Raw genomic sequence first — 17316 nt, 5'->3', positions numbered from 1 at the left:
CATCCTTGGGCGAATACTATTTGTAATCGCGTTGGGTTGCTGAGGTCTACAACTGATCTGTGATCTGAATTACTTTGGGTTTATTTAATTATTTTGTTGTTAGGCCAGACGCGTTGTCTGGCCTTGCCTGTAAGCCGTTATTTATTTAGGAAATAGCCATCTTCGATGGTCACTTTGAGCACCACTTTTCTTACTCGGTTGTCACCGTGGAAGCGGTACGCTTTATCGTTATCAAAAATTGCCACTTGGCCTTCGCAAAGCTCACGAGTCTCACCTTGACCGGAGAGAAATTCGCGGTCAGTTTCATCTTGGTATGCTTGCTCTAGGCGTAAATCGGATTTGTCGGCGAACTCCACTGTTTCGCGACCTTCTAGGTAGTAATGCACGTCGAAGTAGCGGCGGTTCCCTTCAAACAGTTCGGTTAGTTTTGTGCCGTCTTCAATCATGTAAACCAGAGAGTCACCAATCGAATACATCACGCCGTCTTTGATGTTGGCGATGTTCTCAATTGCTTCCACGCAGCGGTTCCATTTACGACCGTCGCGGTACACGACTTTGAATTGTTCTAAGTTGTCTAACACGATCATGGATTACGCCTCGTTTGCTGTTTGAGTATTGGATTGAGTGAAGAACACATTGTCGAAATCATGGTTTGCCATGGCTTGTGCACTGCAATCGCCTGCTTGAAGTGGCATCAGCGTTAGGCCATAGCGGAATTCATCCATGTACACGCGATATGAATCAAGCACTTCGCTGCCCCATGAGTTTGAGCCCAGTCCCATCACTTGATGGTCAAGGTTGAGCGTGATGTAGCCGCTCTTTTCTAGCTCAATGGTGTGTTGCGCTTCGTGCAGGTTTTGGTTGGTGTAGAACCAAGCGCTGAAGTTGATTTCTTGCTGTGGTTTCACCAACAACCCCGTGCCGTGGCGATTCGTCAGTGACGCCCAACGAACGTGTTGGCGGTTGCCGTTGTTTTGTGGGTACGGGTAGTTCTCAAACATGTCGGCTACCGTGCTGTGGTAAACATCAATCAAGTTCGCTTGGCGGCTGTCTTGGTAGTTTTCTTCAGGGCCACGACCGTAGTAACTCACTTGGTCAAAGTTGCCATTGATGCCCAAATCCAAGCCAATTACAGGGATAACGTGCGGGTAATCGCCATAGCGCTCTCCGCTCAGTTCCACATTCAAATGACCTTGTGCGTTGATTTGGTAGCGGTAGGTACAGCGCATGCCAAAGTCGAACACCGGTGGCGCAATGATGCTGGTGGTCGTAATCGAAACCGATTCATCCATTGCTTCGACTTGTAGTGTGCGGAAGTGCTCTTGCATGATTTGTAAGTGCGCTGGGTGCCACAAACCTTCGTATTCTTGTTTGTGGTTATCAATCATTGGCTTGAAGAAGTTCAGTCTAGGTTCTGACTGAATCAGCTCTTCACCATTGACGCGCCAAGAGGTCAGCTTGCCGTTGACTTTAGAGAAGGTCAGCGCGAAGTTGTGACCTTCAATCACGTGCTCTAAGCGGCTTTCTGTGGTGACTAACGCTTGTGCATTGTGGCTAACAAATTCGGCTTCGCTTGTTGTGTTCTCTTTCAGTTGGAATTGGTACACCGCGATATCGTGGTTTGCTTCGCTGTACAAAGTGCGGCTGTCTTTACGCACGGTGAAGTTAATAAAGGCCTCGCGTTCGTCCAGTTCTGGCAGGTTAATTGTGATTTCACGAGCGCTGTTTGCTGCAAGTTCTTCGACCTTAAACTGCACGCTGCGCAGCGTTTCACCTTCCGCTCGGACATCTGCTGTGATGGTGTAATCATCAAGGTTGGTAAACCACAATTTGTTCTCTACGGTGAAGGTGTTTGTCTTGCCTTCTACTGCTTGAATTTTCACTGGAGCGATGACTTGTTTGTACTCTTTCAAGCCCGGTCCAGGTGTTTGGTCTGGGTAAATCAAACCATCCATACAGAAGTTGTAGTTATTCGGGTAATCGCCGTAATCACCGCCGTATTTGTAAAATTCTTGGCCGTTTTCATCACGTGCTAATACGCCGTGATCACACCATTCCCATACGTAGTGACCTTGAATGTGGTCGTGCGTATAGAACACGTTTTGGTATTCCGTTAGACCGCCAGGGCCATTACCCATCGCGTGTGCGTATTCACAAATGATGCGTGGTTTCTCGTGTGGGTGCTCACCAAAGTGATTCATGAGCTGCGCACGTGAGTACATGGTAGAAATCACGTCGACAACTTCTGCATCACGGTCTTCTTCGTAATGCACCAAGCGGGTGTCATCAATCGCTTTGGTTGCGTCGTACATTGCGCGGATGTTGCAGCCGTAACCGGACTCGTTACCTAGTGACCACATGATGATGGAAGGGTGGTTCTTTTGGGCGTGAACGTGGCGTTCTGCGCGGTCTACAAACACACTTTCCCATGCAGCGTCGTTGGTGATGCGGCTGAGATCGCCAACGTTCGCGAAGCCGTGGGTTTCTACGTCGGTTTCTGCCATTACGAACAAGCCGTAAATGTCACACAGTTCGTAGAAGCGTGGGTCGTTAGGGTAGTGCGCGGTGCGAACTGAGTTGATGTTGTGTTGCTTCATCAAAATCAGATCTTTCTCGATGCGCTCCATGCCGACTGCACGACCTTTTAGGTGGTCGTTGTCGTGGCGGTTCACACCGTGCAGCATTACGTATTGGTTGTTGATGTAGAACAGACCATCACGCACTTTGATGTCGCGGAAGCCCACTCGCTGCGGGATAACCTCAACTAAATTACCTTGTGCATCTTTCAGTGTGATGAACAGTTGGTATAGGTATGGATTTTCCGCTGTCCAATGGGTTGGGTTCACTACATCAATGGCAAAGCTTGTTTGGCTGTTGTCTTGGATAGTCAGTGCATCACATTGACCACTGGCAATCACTTTACCTTTGTCTTGTAGTGCGTATTCCAGCATGTAACCAGATACAGCCGTAGTAGACAGGTTTTCTAGCTCAACTTGGCAGCTTAAAGTGGTACTTTGGTAATCGTCGGCGAAATCAGTACGAACCGTCAGATCTTGGACGTGAACGTGCTCTTTTCCGACAAGGTAAACATCACGGAAGATACCCGCCGTCCACCACATATCTTGGTCTTCAATGTAAGTCGAATCTGCCCATTGCATGACGCGCACAGACAATAAGTTCTCGCCTTGTTGAACGTAAGAAGAAATGTCGAACTCGGCAGTTAAGCGACTGCCTTTGCTAAAGCCAACGTAATGACCGTTTACGTAAACTTCGAAGTAAGTTTCAACGCCATCAAATTTGATGATGGTTTGTTTGTTGTCCCATTGCTGGCCAAGCGTGAAAGTGCGTTGGTATGCGCCAGTTGGGTTGTCGGTTGGGACAAACGGTACGTCGATAGGGAATGGGAAACCTTCGTCAGTGTATTGAAGGTCACCGTGGCCTTCCATTTGCCACATATTCGGAACGGTAATGCGTCCCCAATCTTCCATTTTTTGAGAGTAAAACGCTTCAGGCACCAAAAGCGGGTTAGTGAAATAGTTAAATGTCCATTGACCACTCAGCAGTTTAAAGCGGCTGCTCAGCTCGCGTTGGAACGTTTGTGCGTTTTTAACTGAATCGTATGAGAAGAAGTAAGCACGTGGTGCCATACGGTTCTCATGTAGGTGAAGGAAGTTTTCCCAGTTGTTCACGTTTGTTCTCCCCTCGGCTTAGCTTGGTCATTTCGACGCGGTATCGTCAGCGTCGAATCTGCCCAAAAGAAATGCAGCCGATGTATTGTGAAAAGGCTTATTAGTTATCTGGGAAAGATATTAGTAAAAGTTTTACTAAAATAAATTAGTGAAAACGTTTAACTTTAACTTGATCACGTTTTAATACGTGATTGGTGAGCAAGATGTGATCAGCATAAAGGAATAGCATCCCAAGCTTATTTTCTGGGTGAAATGAGTAAAAAATGACGGGAATTTAGATGAGAGAAATAAAAAAAGCACTGAGGATTCAGTGCTTTATAAAATAAGAATAAAGAGGGATAACTACTTAGTCGTGCCGCGCAGCTTGAGTTTGCTTGGTACGTGGACTTGCAATGGCAGCGCACGACCATCGCGGTATTTTTCTACCAATAAGTTTACCCCTTGTATGCCCATCATCTCTGAGTGAATTCGCACGGTAGAAAGCGGTGGGAAGGTAAAGCGCGCGGTTGGAATGTCATTCACACTGATCAGAGCAATGTCTTGTGGAATGTTCAAACCGAATTCATGGATGGCACGTAAAACCCCAATCGCAATCGAGTCTGATGCGATAAAGAGTGCTGTCGGAAAATCGCCTTTTGCCAACATCGCTCTGGCTAAGTCGTAACCCGATAGGCTAGAAAAATCGCCGCGGTAAATGTCATTCTCTGACACGACACCTTTTAGGTTGCCGTATTCCACAAACGCGTTTTCGCGAATGTCCGCGGCGTTTGGTTCGTCTTGTCCACCAATGAAACCAATGCGCTGGTAACCTTGTTCGACGAAGAAGTCGACGACTTGCTTACTGATGCGAGCAAGATCGATATCAACGCTGTCGTACATGCTTTCGCTGTCTGAGAAGTCGATATAACAAATGCTGTCTGCGAGGCGCTTAGGTAGTTTATTGATGATCGCTTTATCGGTTTTACCAACCAAAAGGATGCCGGTGATCTTTTGTGTTTCGACGTCAATTTCGCTGTTGTAGCAATTGGTTAGCGTAATGCCCAATCTATCACATTGGGTTTCAATCCCGTGGCGAATGGATAAATAGTAAGGATCATTCACTTCTGCTTCTTGCTTGTAATTGTACAAGGCTAAAAAGTGATGTTTTAGTTTGGCCTCTTTCGTAGCCTTTTTTGAACTGCTGGTGCGGTATTCCAACTTTTCAGCAATTTCTAAGATGCGGTGTTTGGTTTCTTCTTTTACGCTCAGAGTCGGATCGTCATTCAACACGCGTGATACGGTTGCAAGTGAGACGCCCGCTTCTGTAGCGATATCTTTTAGTGTTGCCATGTTCACTTCCCGTTGGCAAAGCTCACTGTCCCAGTGAGATAAGCAATAATCCCACCATTGTAAACAGCTACTTATGGATGCACAAATTTTTAGTAAAACTGTGCGAGGAGTGAAATGAAGCGATCACCGCGAGAAGCGGAATTTTTAAGCAAACAAAAGCCCGAACGGCTAGGACAATCCGTTCGGGCTTTGTTATTTATCATTACCACTTAACACGAGTGGTAGGGCGGTAAGGTTAAACCTAAGACTTTTTACCTTTGGTTTTATCTGGTTCGACAAGCAAGTGGTCAAATACATGGCGAATGAACGGTGCCCCGACTTTTGAACCACCGTTACCGTGCTCAATAACCACTGTCGCCACGTATTTTGGATGGTCATACGGAGCAAACGCAGTGAACAACGCGTGGTCAAGCAGGTGGTTCGCGAGCTTTTTCGAGTTATAGACCTCGTCTTTGCGCAGGCCAAATACCTGGGCGGTACCGGATTTGCCACCACTGCTGTATTCCGCGCCTTTAAATGCGCGACGACCAGAGCCATGTGCGCCATTGTTTACCAAGCGCATCGCATTGATTGGAATGTCCCAGTATTTATCTGGCACACCTTCAATTGGTGGTAGATCTTTCGGTGCGACTTCGACTTGGTTTTCAAAATCTTCGCCGTGCTCAATCACCGCTCTTAGCAGATGTGGTGCTTTCATCTCGCCATGATTGATAAGGAATGAAGTGGCTTTGGCGATTTGCATCGGAGTGGCTGTCCAGTAACCTTGTCCGATCCCAATCGGAACGGTATCCCCTTGATACCAAGGCGTACGGTGACGGGCAATTTTCCATTCTCGTGTCGGCATGTTGGCACTGCTCTCTTCATAGATATCAATGCCTGTCGGCAATCCGAAGCCGAATTTGTTCATCCATTTAGAGATGCGGTCAATACCCAAATCAAATGCGGTTTGGTAGAAGAACGAGTCAACCGATTCCTCGATTGCCTTGGTAACATCCACGTTGCCGTGACCCCAACGTTTCCAATCTCGCCAAGCTTTTGAATTCGGTTTTGAACCTGGAATACGCCAAGAACCGTGATCGTTACGCACCGTACTTGGCGTGATCACATGTTCTTCAAGCCCAGCGACTGCCATAAAGGGTTTGACGGTTGAAGCGGGTGGATAGACACCTAGCGTGGTTCGGTTTACGAGCGGGTGGGCTGGATCGTTCAACAATGCGCTGTAGGCTTTGCTGGAAATGCCGTTCACAAATGGGTTTGGGTCATAACTTGGGCTAGATGCCATCGCAAGGACGCTATTATCTCTTGGATCGAGTACAACAGCGCTGCCCTGACGATTATCCAGTTGCTGATAAACATACTCTTGTAGTTCGATATCGAGGTTTAAAACGATGTCTTTCCCTGCAATTGGCGGCACGTACTTAATGGTACGAATCACGCGCCCGCGACTGTTTACTTCTACTTCTTCATAGCCTTTGGTGCCATGCAAAATGTCTTCGTAGTAACGCTCCACGCCTAGTTTTCCGATGTTCTGAGTCGCTTGGTAGTTTTGTGCTTTGCCTTCTTTGTCTAAGCGTCGTAGATCGCGGTCATTAATATGAGAAACATAGCCTAGAACGTGTGTTAATTCCTTCCCGTAAGGGTAGTAACGTTTAAGATCTGCAGTTACAAATACACCATCAAATTCATGTTGATGCACCGAAAAACGCGCAACTTGTTTGTCGTTGAGTTCGTTCAAAATGGTGACAGAACGAAAACGGCGAGTGTGCTTGTAGCGTTTTTTGAATGACTCAATTTGTTCTGGTGTGATGTCGATGTAATGAGCGAGTTTCTCAAGCAAAGCATCGGGGTCGCCTGCTTGCTCAGGGATCATATCGAGGTTGTAAACTGGGCGGTTTTCAGCAATCAAAACGCCATTGCGGTCATAGATAAGACCGCGAGTGGGCGCGATAGGAAGAATCTTAATGCGATTGTCATTAGAGCGAGTTTGGTAATCTTTGAAATGATTAACTTGCAAGTTGTAGAGGTTCGCGACCAATCCTCCCAGCAAAATAACCATGCCGAGAAAGGCAACGACGGCACGGTTTTTAAATAACCTTACTTCTTGATTATGATCTCGAAATTCGTTTCGCTTGCGTAGCATGAGGGCCCTTCAGATTTGTTTTTGTTCTCAGCATGCCCCGATAAAAGGAAAAAGACGCAGATTTGAGTCTTGTTACAAAAGGTTACATTTGGGGCGAGGCTACTGTAGCGGGCTTTATCTCTTGCTTTGTAAGAGCAATGTCAGGTATCGATTGCGGAAAATCATCTTTCTGGTCTGCGTGAATTACCGTGTTTTTCTTACATTGTGTAAACGTTTATACATGTAAGTGTCATAAATCTTTACCATTTTTCTGCTCTAACTCAGTTTCCTTTATTTTTATTGATTTTAAATCGTGATGTAATTTTGTGGAAACGTTTACACTATTTTGAGTTTGATCACGGATCTGGATCGGTTTTGATTGGTAGACTTTTAGCCAGTTAAGAGATAAGCGAATTTGCTTGGTGAGCAGGCTCAACCAATTTCCAAGCATCGAGCAGCAAAAGTGGAGAAGCAAAAGTGAAAGTTCTTGTCACAGGCGGTATGGGGTACATCGGCAGTCACACATGTGTCCAGATGATTGAAGCAGGTATGGAGCCAATCATTGTCGACAACTTGTGTAATGCCAAAGTGGAAGTGTTAAGCCGCATTGAAGCGCTAACCGGTAAGCAACCGGCTTTCTACCAAGGCGACATTCGCGATGAAGCCTTTTTGGACTCAGTATTTGCCAAGCATGACATTCAAGCTGTGATTCACTTTGCTGGCCTGAAAGCGGTGGGCGAATCTGTCGCGAAACCATTGGAATACTACGACAACAATGTGAATGGCTCATTGGTGTTGGCGCGCAGCATGCGTAAAGCGGGCGTGAAAAGCATTGTATTTAGCTCATCGGCAACGGTTTACGGCGATCCTGACATTGTGCCGATTACGGAAGACTCTCCAACGGGGGCTACCACTAACCCATACGGTCGCAGCAAGTACATGGTGGAAGAGTGCTTGAGCGATTTGTTCAATGCAGAAAACGATTGGAGCGTGACTTTGCTGCGCTACTTCAACCCTGTTGGTGCGCATCCATCAGGCACTATGGGTGAAGACCCTCAGGGCATCCCAAACAACTTGATGCCGTTTATCGCGCAAGTGGCAGTAGGCCGCCGCGAAAAACTGTCGGTATTTGGCAATGACTACCTAACGCCGGATGGCACAGGCGTGCGTGATTACATCCACGTGATGGACTTGGCTGATGGCCACATCGCAGCGCTGAAATCGGTAGGTGAAAAAGCCGGTTTGCACATTTACAACCTAGGCACGGGCAAAGGCTCTAGCGTGCTTGAAATGGTAGAAGCGTTCGCAACGGCTTGCGGCCATCCAGTGCCTTACGAGCTTTGTCCTCGTCGTCCGGGTGACATCGCAGAATGCTGGGCAAGTACAGATAAAGCGGAGCGAGACCTTGGTTGGAAAGCGACGCGCAGTGTTGCGGAAATGACGGCAGATACGTGGAAGTGGCAGTCAAATAACCCGCAAGGCTATTCCCCTGCGTAATTGATGCTGCAGCGTTGTTGATTGACCGCCTAGCTGCAACTCCAATTTCATTGGGGAATGCAGATGAAAGAAATTCTAAAAGTTGAGTAAGTAAGATGTCGAATGTTGAATTTAACCCAGTGGATCACCCACACCGTCGTTACAACCCACTAACGGGTCAGTGGATTTTGGTGTCACCGCATCGTGCAAAACGCCCATGGAGTGGTGCTGATGAGAAACCTGCGATTGATGAGCTACCAAGCTACGACGAGAAGTGTTTCCTTTGCCCAACCAACGAGCGTATTTCTGGTGATGTAAACCCAGATTACCAAGGCACGTACGTGTTCCAAAATGACTTTGCAGCACTGATGGTGGACTCTCCAGATGCTCCTGAGTCAGATAACCCACTGTTCAAAACACAAGGTGTGCGCGGTTTGAGCCGAGTGATTTGTTTCTCGCCTGATCACAGCAAAACCTTGCCTGAGCTACCGGTCGACAAAATTCGTGGCGTGATTGACACGTGGAATGATCAAATCGAAGAGTTGGGGAAAGACTACGTTTGGGTGCAAGCATTCGAGAACAAGGGCGAGACCATGGGTTGTTCTCAGCCTCACCCGCACGGTCAAATCTGGGCAAACAGCTTCTTGCCAAACGAAATCGAACGCAAAGAACACAACTTAAAAGCGTACTACCAAGAGCATGGTAGCAACTTGCTAGTGGATTACGTGCAAGCTGAACTTAAAGACGGTTCACGTACCGTGGTTGAGACCGAACACTGGCTTGCTGTTGTTCCTTACTGGGCGGCGTGGCCATTCGAAACCATGCTACTTCCTAAAACGCACATTCGTCGAATGAGTGAGCTAACCGATGAGCAACGCGATGATCTTGCGGTTGCAATCAAAAAGCTAACCAGCCGTTACGACAACCTATTCCAATGCTCTTTCCCTTACTCAATGGGCTGGCATTACGCGCCGTTCTTTGAAGAAGGTACCGATATCGACCATTGGCAACTGCATGCGTTGTTCTACCCGCCACTGCTGCGTAGTGCAACGGTTCGTAAGTTCATGGTTGGTTATGAAATGCTGGCAGAAAGCCAACGCGACCTAACCGCAGAACAAGCGGCGCAGCGTCTGCGTGACTTAAGCGATGTGCATTACAAAGAGCAATAAACCAATTAATGAATAGCCGGAGTTATCGCTGGTTTTACCTAAAGCTCGGTCAAATTCCCTTTTATTCGGGAGGGGAGGGCTAACCCCCTCTAACTCCCCCTTATTAAGGGGGAGGATTAGACCGAGTGAATACGAAACTGGAAATCAGGACTTAACGCTGGTTACACCAATACCAAATTTATAATTTAAGAGAACGTCCCTATGTCTGATCTAATCCAAAATGTGAAAACCTCTTTTGAACAAGTGCTGGGTTACGCCCCAAGTCATATTATTCAAGCGCCTGGTCGTGTAAACCTGATTGGTGAGCACACTGATTACAACGACGGTTTTGTACTGCCATGTGCGATCAACTACCAAACCGTTGTGGCGGCAGCGAAGCGTGAAGACAACTTAGTGCGCGTGGTTTCTGTGGATTACGGCAACGCCGTGGATGAGTTCGACATCACGCAAGAAATCACCTTCCAACAAGACAAAATGTGGGCGAACTACATTCGCGGTGTGGTGAAGTGTCTACTTGCTCGTGGTTACCAATTCTCTGGTGCGGATATTTCTGTTAGCGGTAACGTCCCTCAAGGTGCGGGTTTAAGCTCGTCTGCAGCGTTGGAAGTCGTGATCGGTCAAACGTTCAAAGTGTTGTTCAATCTAGAAATCAGCCAAGCGGAAATCGCACTAAATGGGCAGCAAGCAGAGAACGAATTCGTCGGTTGTAACTGCGGCATTATGGACCAAATGATTTCGGCAGAAGGCCGTGCAAACCACGCTATGCTATTGGACTGCCGTAGTCTAGAAACTGAAGCTGTATCGATGCCTGAAGACATGGCCGTGGTGATCATCAACTCAAACAAAAAACGTGGCTTGGTCGACAGCGAATACAACACGCGTCGTGAGCAGTGTGAAGAAGCCGCGCGCATCTTCGGTGTAAAAGCACTGCGTGATGTGACCATTGAACAGTTCAACGAGAAAGTCTCTGAGCTAGATGAAATAGTCGCAAAACGTGCTCGTCACGTCATCACAGAAAACGACCGCACGGTAGAAGCAGCACAAGCACTTCGCGCACACGACATTAAGCGTATGGGTGAACTGATGGCTGAGTCTCATGCGTCCATGCGTGATGATTTCGAAATCACAGTCAAAGAAATCGATACGTTAGTTGAGATGGTGAAAGAAGTGATTGGCGAGCAAGGCGGCGTGCGCATGACGGGCGGTGGCTTTGGTGGTTGTATCGTTGCAATGGTACCGCCAGCATTGGTTGACGAAGTGAAAGCAACGGTAGAAGCGAAGTACCAAGCAGCAACGGGCCTAAAAGAATCCATCTACGTGTGCCAAGCGAAAAATGGCGCTGGTTTAGTCGAAGTACTTTAAGAGGCTGGAATGAGAGAGTATTTTGAAAATTTACAGCAAGCGATGGCCAATACACCATCGTTTGATGGTCTCCCAGCGAAGCTGATTCACTTAACCAACAGTAACGGAATGACCGCGTCTTTTATGGATGTCGGTGCGACGTGGTTAAGTTGCACTTTGCCTATCCATGGAGAGTATCGCGAAGTGTTACTGCGCTCGCCAAATATGGATGAGCATATGAAGCAGGGGGCTTACTTTGGCTCGATAGTTGGTCGCTTTGCTAATCGTATTGGCAAGGGGGAGTTTGAGCTTGAGGGACAGCGCTACCAACTTGGCATCAATAATGGTGAAAACTCACTGCATGGTGGTTTAGAGGGGTTTGACAAAAGGCGTTGGACTATTGTCGAGCAGGATTCTCAGCAAGTTGTATTTGAACTTCATTCTGAAGATGGTGACCAAGGTTACCCGGGTAATCTAGACGTTAAGGTGACTTACGTTTTAACGGACGATAACGAAGTGTCGATTGCTTATGAAGCAAGCACAGATAAAGCATGCCCGGTAAATTTAACGAATCATGCTTACTTTAACTTGGCGGGAGAAGGTTCTGACGCTAAAAGCTTAGATCATAAATTACAGCTAAATGCCGCTCACTACTTACCGACTGATCAAGGTCTAATTCCTACAGGAGACCTAAAGCCCGTAGAAGGAACCAGTTTTGATTTCTCATCCGTTAAATTAGTAGGGAGAGATTTCCTGAGTGAACCCGATCAGAAAACCGCTGGCGGCTACGATCACGCCTTTGTGTTCAAGCCTGAAGTGACCAATGGCGTGTCTGTCGCCGCGGTTCTGATTTCACCTCAACAAGAAGTCACGATGACGGTCAAAACGACAAAACCAGCCGTGCAGTTTTACTCTGGTAATTTCCTCGCAGGAACACCAGGTAAGAGCAAAAGTTATGAGCTCTATGATGGACTAGCACTGGAAACACAGTACTTTCCTGATGGGCCGAATAAACCTGAATGGGGTATCAACAGTGGGGTGTTGAACTCTGGGGACTGCTATCAGCATCAAACCATCTATGGCTTTGAATTTTAGATAGCTTTTTTGGTGGGCTAAATGCCCACCTTTTTTGTTTTTGTCGAAGAAGTTCGAATAATCAATTCACCTTCTACTTTTCGCTTGTTGGAGAGTAAAGGTTGCTCTTCTATCAGAGCCATCAAGGATTCAACGGCGAGCTTACCCATATCTGAGTAAGGCAGCTCAACAGAGGATAGTGCGGGAAAGCTTTCAGAGGCAATCTGTTGATTATCGTATCCAACCACCGCAACATCCTGAGGAATCTTAAGACCTAACTCCGCCAATGCTTGGTAACACCCCATCGCCATGTAGTCACTTCCACAGAATATCGCTTCAGGTGGTTGCTCCAAGTTAAACAGCGCTAGCGTCTGTTGGTGCGCTTCTTTTAGAGACCAATTCGCTTCAGCAACGTACGCGTTATTCGGAATAATATCGGCGTCAATCAATGCTTGACGATACCCTTCTCTGCGCTGCTGACTTGCAAGCATCCAGTTTTCACCAGTGAGCATTGCAATATGACGATAACCTTGTTGAGTAAGGTGAGAGACTGCTTTGTAAGCGCCTATCATATCTGCGGGTAAAACGCTTGGTGTTTCGTGAGCACTTTCGTTTGTACAGTTTAAAAGTATGGTTGGTAGTGCTGTATTGACGCGTTGTTGTTCAAGTTCACGGGTCATGCTCGACGCATAAACCAAGCCAGCATAATCACCGCTATTTATTTCTGCTTCAATCTTACTCGCCAATACTTCATCGTGACTGTAATTGAACGTCACTAGAATAAAGTCGTTCGCCCACGCTTCTTCACGAGCGGCGTTAATTGCATCAATAAAAGGATCGTAGCTAGTCAGTCCATTGATCACCAAGGCGATTTTTTGGGGGCGACCAAGCGCATGAGCCACTTTCTTATTCTTATAGCCAAGCGACTCTGCGGTTTCAAGGACCTTTTGTTTGGTGGTATCTGCAATTTTTACCGATGTAGAGCCATTCAACACCAAAGACACGGTTGACTGGGATACCCCTGCTTCCGCAGCAATATCACTCATAGTTACTTTTTTAGCCATTCTTCGATTTACGGATAATTTTCTTAGCTAAAGATATTAGCTAAAGATTAAGACCAGATCATCCCCAAAAGATGTTGATCACAAAGTCATGTCATAGAGCCACTAAAGTTGTGATGAGCACCACGTTTATTTTGTGATGATCTGGCGGCCAAATTATTTATTAATATATTAGCTAATATTATTAGTTAATAATTTAGTTTTGAGGTTAGTAAGATGACAAGATGGTCAGAAGAGAAAGCATGGCAGTGGCAAAAAGAACATGGATGGCTGCGTGGCTTTAACTATTTGCCAAGAACCGCGGTTAACTGGAATGAGATGTGGCAAGCCGAATCGTTCTCTCCTGAAGTTATGGAGCAGGAGTTAGCGTGGGCGAGAGAAGTTGGCTACAACACATTACGTACTAACTTACCTTTCATTGTTTGGCAGGCGGATCGCCAAGGTTTGCATGAGCGTATTGAGCGCTTTCTAGATATTTGTGAACGTAACCAAATTAAGGTGATGATGACACCGATGGATGATTGCGGTTTTTCTGGCGATCATCCTTATCTTGGTGAGCAAAAAGCACCCGTTCCGGATTTGCACAATAGCCAAGCAGCCGCAAGCCCAGGCCGTAATGTCGTAATGGATAAAACACTATGGGGAGAGGTTGAAACCTATATTCGAGACATTATTTCAACTTACAAGAATGACCCTCGTATTGTTATCTGGGATCTGTATAACGAACCGACCAATCGTATGATTTTCACCAATGAAGGTGAGTTTGCATATGACGAAGAAATGGAAGTATTCAGTCATGATCTGATGGTAAAGGCATTTGAATGGGCGCGAGATGAAAACCCATCACAGCCTCTTACGGTGGGAGCATGGCACGCCCCTAGCATTCTAGATCGAAGCCTACCGATCTTCGAACACCCTACTGATCGCAAAGCTTTAGAGCTGTCAGATATCATCACGTTCCACGCTTATCTTCCCATCGACCTCTTCCATAACGCTGTCGAAATTGTGGAAGCTTATAACCGCCCAATGATGTGCACTGAATGGTTAGCGCGTCACGCTGAATCTCATCTGCATGAACAACTGCCTATTTTCAAACAGAAAACCATTGGTTGTTACCAGTGGGGGTTAGTGAAAGGCAAGACTCAAACTCACTTACCTTGGCCAGAAATTAAACGTAACGATACCGACTACGCAAGTCGATGGTTCCACGATCTGCTTGATGAGCAAGGACAGCCATATGACCCAAGTGAAGTGCAGTTAATCAAAATACTCGCAGAAGTGGATTAATTGCCTGTGAGCCGACCTTGAGATTTAGGTCGGCAGCCAATCTATAATTAACTCAATTGAGACGTGAACTATGACTACTCTACAAAACAGATTAACGAATAAGGAGCTGATGTCTTACTTCGGCTACGGAGTAGGCCAGTGCTTTAGCTTTGGCCTAGTCGGCTCTTTTATTCTTTACTTCTATACCGATATCTTAGGTATATCGCCGATAGCGGCGAGTACGATATTCTTAATTGCCCGAGTTTGGGATGCGGTGAACGATCCTTTGATTGCGGGCTATATGGATACGCTTGAATCTCGGTTTGGTAAGTTCCGCCCGTACATGTTGTTTACACCATTTCTTATCGTCTTGGTGACGATCGCTTCTTTCTACAACATTGATGCCGATACTTCTACAAAGGTAATGTACGCGGGTATCACTTACATTCTTTGGGGAACGCTTTACACCATTTCAGATGTGCCTTTCTGGTCAATGTCTTCTGTCATGACAGACGAGCCGCAAGAGCGTGCTAAAGCAGCAACTTGCGCAATGCTTGGTGTAAATGCGGGTATTGGTGCGACGTTAGTTATTTTCCCTAAACTGAGTGCTTATTTTGCCGACGGACGTGCAGATCAGGGTTACCTGCCTGCAGTGGCAGTGTTGATGATTGCGGGTCTGTTGTTCATGTTGAACGGTTTTTTCAACACTAAAGAACGTATATCCACTGCGAGCTGTGAGAAGGTCACGCTTAAACAAACTTTCCAAGCGGTACGTAAGAACAAGCCATTATTCTTTATTCTTGCCGCTTTCTTTATGAATGTGTTCTTTAACCTAGTAAATGGCCTGTACATTTTCTTCTTTACTTACAACATGGGTGATGCAGGCTTGGTTTCTTTGATTGGTACTATTACTTTGGTGAGTGCGATCGCTTGTTTAGCCACGCCAGTACTAACGAAGCGATTCAAAAAGCGCGACATATTCATCGCTTTATGTGTGCTTGAGATCATCGCTCGCGTTGGCTTTTACCTTACCGGTTACGATAACCCAACGGCAGTTATGACTTGGTTAGCTGTTGTTACGGGAATATTCATGATGACGAACCCACTAATCTCAGCAATGATTGCAGATACGGTAGAATATTCTTACTACCACAGTGGAAAGCGTACGGCAGCGATTACGTTTTCTGGGCAGACTTTCACAGGCAAACTTTCCGTAGCAGTCGCTGGTGGTTTAACAGGTATCATCCTAACGATGATTGGCTACGTACCGAATGTGGAGCAGACTGAAACAGCGCTAAATGGCATGTTTTTCTGTATAGCTTTATTGCCTGCACTAGGAGCTTTGGTTCGTATTTTTATTATGTCTCGTTATACCTTCACAGAAGACCAGCATGCAATCCTGCGTGAGAAACTGCAACGTGGTGAATTTGCGGATGGGGTTGAAGTGACACAGACTAATGCCAATGAGGCATTAAGCTAATAAACCTTTGAAGTGAAAAAGCCCGCTTAATCGGATTGAGCGGGCTTTCTTGTATTTGTCTTTTAGAGATTAGAACTAAAGGCGATCTACCGAGTTACGGCGAACTAAAGTCGGGCTAAATATGATGGTGTCATCTTCCACTTGCTCATCACGTGATAACGCTAGTGCCAAACGCGCGGCACGCTCTGCCATCATTTCGATTGGGTAACGAATCGTGGTCAAACTTGGATTGACGAAGCGAGCAATTAAGCCATCGTCGAAGCCAACCATGGACACTTTTTCTGGTACGTCGATGCCGTTTTGGTCTAACGCTGCCAGCGCGCCTGCTGCCATGTAGTCGTTGTACGCCACCACGCCAGTGATTGCGAGTGATTTGGTCAGCAGGTTGGTCATGGCTGTTTCGCCACCGTCACTGTTTGGCTCGCCATATTCGACATAGCTTTTTGATAGCTCGATATCGTGATCTTTTAGTGCCGCTTGGTAACCTTGTAAACGCTCATCGGTATCTTCGATATCATGGGATGAGGCGATACAAGCGATCTTGGTGTGACCATGACGAATCAAATATTCCGTCGCTAAGTACGCGCCCTTAAGGTTATCAAGAGAGATGCAACGCTCTGCCAATTCTGGGATATGGCGATTGATCAACACCATGCCTTTGACTTCTTTGGCGTAACCGATCAGTTCTTCATCTGATAAACCCTTAGAGTGAATCACAATGGCTTCACAACGGCTGTTGATCAGAAGTTCTAGCGCTTGGCGTTCGTCTTCTGGGTTGTGGTAGCCATTACCAATCAGAATGTGTTTGCCGTTTTCACGCGCCACGTTATCTACCGATTTCACCAGTGTGCCGAAGAACGGGTCTGAGACATCACCCACAAGCACGCCCATGGTATTGGTACTTTGGCTGACGAGTGCACGCGCTGCTGCGTTTGGACGGTATCCCAGTTTGCTCATTGCTTGCGTCACTGCGTCGATAGAAGATTGGCTTGCTTTCGGTGATTTATTGATCACGCGAGAGACGGTCGCGACCGATACGCCGGCTTCTTTCGCGACATCCTTGATTGTTGCCATGAGGGACCTTTCGTGGGCTAAAAAACGTTAATTGGGGTATTAAACACCCATTGTGTAATAAGTGCAATCAACACCATTTTTATATTGCGATGAATTTGGCCTTACTCTATGAATTTATTGAATATATGTGATGTGTAAACGTTATCTTGAGTCGGGCGTTGATTAGTCGCATGAAAACAAAAATCGCGGTCATTGATGTGACCGCGATTTGTCGTTTCTATTTTCTCTTTACAAGCCA

At 46.5% G+C, this 17316-nt stretch carries 12 protein-coding genes; 6 read left to right on the top strand and 6 right to left on the bottom strand.

Annotated elements, in window-relative coordinates; translation table 11 throughout:
* Window positions 1-137: 137 nt before the first annotated feature.
* The 4 genes from L1076_RS08420 to mrdA all read right to left on the bottom strand — a co-directional run bounded on the left by L1076_RS08420 (window position 138) and on the right by mrdA (window position 7158).
* Window positions 138-587, bottom strand: a complete 450-nt coding sequence (locus L1076_RS08420) for a beta-galactosidase subunit beta (protein ID WP_237303508.1) — start codon at window positions 585-587, stop codon at window positions 138-140.
* 3 nt (window positions 588-590) lie between these two features.
* The gene (gene ebgA, locus L1076_RS08415) at window positions 591-3689 is read right to left on the bottom strand and encodes a beta-galactosidase subunit alpha (RefSeq protein WP_237303507.1); all 3099 of its coding nucleotides are present in this window, start codon (window positions 3687-3689) and stop codon (window positions 591-593) included.
* A gap of 342 nt (window positions 3690-4031) precedes the next feature.
* Complete coding sequence (ebgR, locus tag L1076_RS08410) at window positions 4032-5018, bottom strand: transcriptional regulator EbgR (RefSeq protein WP_237303506.1); 987 nt, start codon at window positions 5016-5018, stop codon at window positions 4032-4034.
* Between the two features lie 241 nt (window positions 5019-5259).
* The gene (gene mrdA / locus L1076_RS08405; protein ID WP_038879032.1) at window positions 5260-7158 is read right to left on the bottom strand and encodes a penicillin-binding protein 2; all 1899 of its coding nucleotides are present in this window, start codon (window positions 7156-7158) and stop codon (window positions 5260-5262) included.
* 456 nt (window positions 7159-7614) lie between these two features.
* Here mrdA and galE point away from each other — a divergent pair, with 456 nt between their 5' ends.
* From galE to galM, 4 genes are all read left to right on the top strand, one after another.
* On the top strand, window positions 7615-8634 hold the full coding sequence (gene galE, locus L1076_RS08400; protein ID WP_063344834.1) for a UDP-glucose 4-epimerase GalE: 1020 nt from the start codon (window positions 7615-7617) through the stop codon (window positions 8632-8634).
* A gap of 95 nt (window positions 8635-8729) precedes the next feature.
* Complete coding sequence (locus L1076_RS08395; RefSeq protein ID WP_102388463.1) at window positions 8730-9782, top strand: UDP-glucose--hexose-1-phosphate uridylyltransferase; 1053 nt, start codon at window positions 8730-8732, stop codon at window positions 9780-9782.
* 201 nt (window positions 9783-9983) lie between these two features.
* Window positions 9984-11144 carry a galactokinase gene (galK, locus tag L1076_RS08390; protein ID WP_237303505.1) on the top strand — a complete coding sequence of 387 codons (1161 nt, stop codon included), beginning with the start codon at window positions 9984-9986 and terminating at the stop codon, window positions 11142-11144.
* 9 nt (window positions 11145-11153) lie between these two features.
* Entirely contained in the window at window positions 11154-12218 is a 1065-nt protein-coding gene (gene galM, locus L1076_RS08385; protein WP_237303504.1) for a galactose-1-epimerase, read from the top strand.
* Window positions 12219-12235: 17 nt separating this feature from the next.
* Here the strand turns inward: galM and L1076_RS08380 are convergent, their stop codons facing one another.
* The gene (locus L1076_RS08380) at window positions 12236-13261 is read right to left on the bottom strand and encodes a LacI family DNA-binding transcriptional regulator (protein WP_343231843.1); all 1026 of its coding nucleotides are present in this window, start codon (window positions 13259-13261) and stop codon (window positions 12236-12238) included.
* Window positions 13262-13474: 213 nt separating this feature from the next.
* Here L1076_RS08380 and L1076_RS08375 point away from each other — a divergent pair, with 213 nt between their 5' ends.
* Together L1076_RS08375 and L1076_RS08370 are read left to right on the top strand one after the other, a co-directional pair.
* On the top strand, window positions 13475-14545 hold the full coding sequence (locus L1076_RS08375) for a cellulase family glycosylhydrolase (RefSeq protein ID WP_039976287.1): 1071 nt from the start codon (window positions 13475-13477) through the stop codon (window positions 14543-14545).
* Window positions 14546-14654: 109 nt separating this feature from the next.
* Window positions 14655-16004 carry an MFS transporter gene (locus L1076_RS08370; protein WP_039976288.1) on the top strand — a complete coding sequence of 450 codons (1350 nt, stop codon included), beginning with the start codon at window positions 14655-14657 and terminating at the stop codon, window positions 16002-16004.
* A 75-nt stretch (window positions 16005-16079) separates the two neighbouring features.
* Here the strand turns inward: L1076_RS08370 and L1076_RS08365 are convergent, their stop codons facing one another.
* Complete coding sequence (locus L1076_RS08365; RefSeq protein ID WP_039976289.1) at window positions 16080-17078, bottom strand: substrate-binding domain-containing protein; 999 nt, start codon at window positions 17076-17078, stop codon at window positions 16080-16082.
* Window positions 17079-17316: the final 238 nt, after the last annotated feature.

The organism is Vibrio sp. MMG023 (assembly GCF_021654215.1).
Lineage (GTDB): Bacteria > Pseudomonadota > Gammaproteobacteria > Enterobacterales > Vibrionaceae > Vibrio > Vibrio jasicida.
This window is presented reverse-complemented; position numbering and strand designations above follow the sequence as displayed.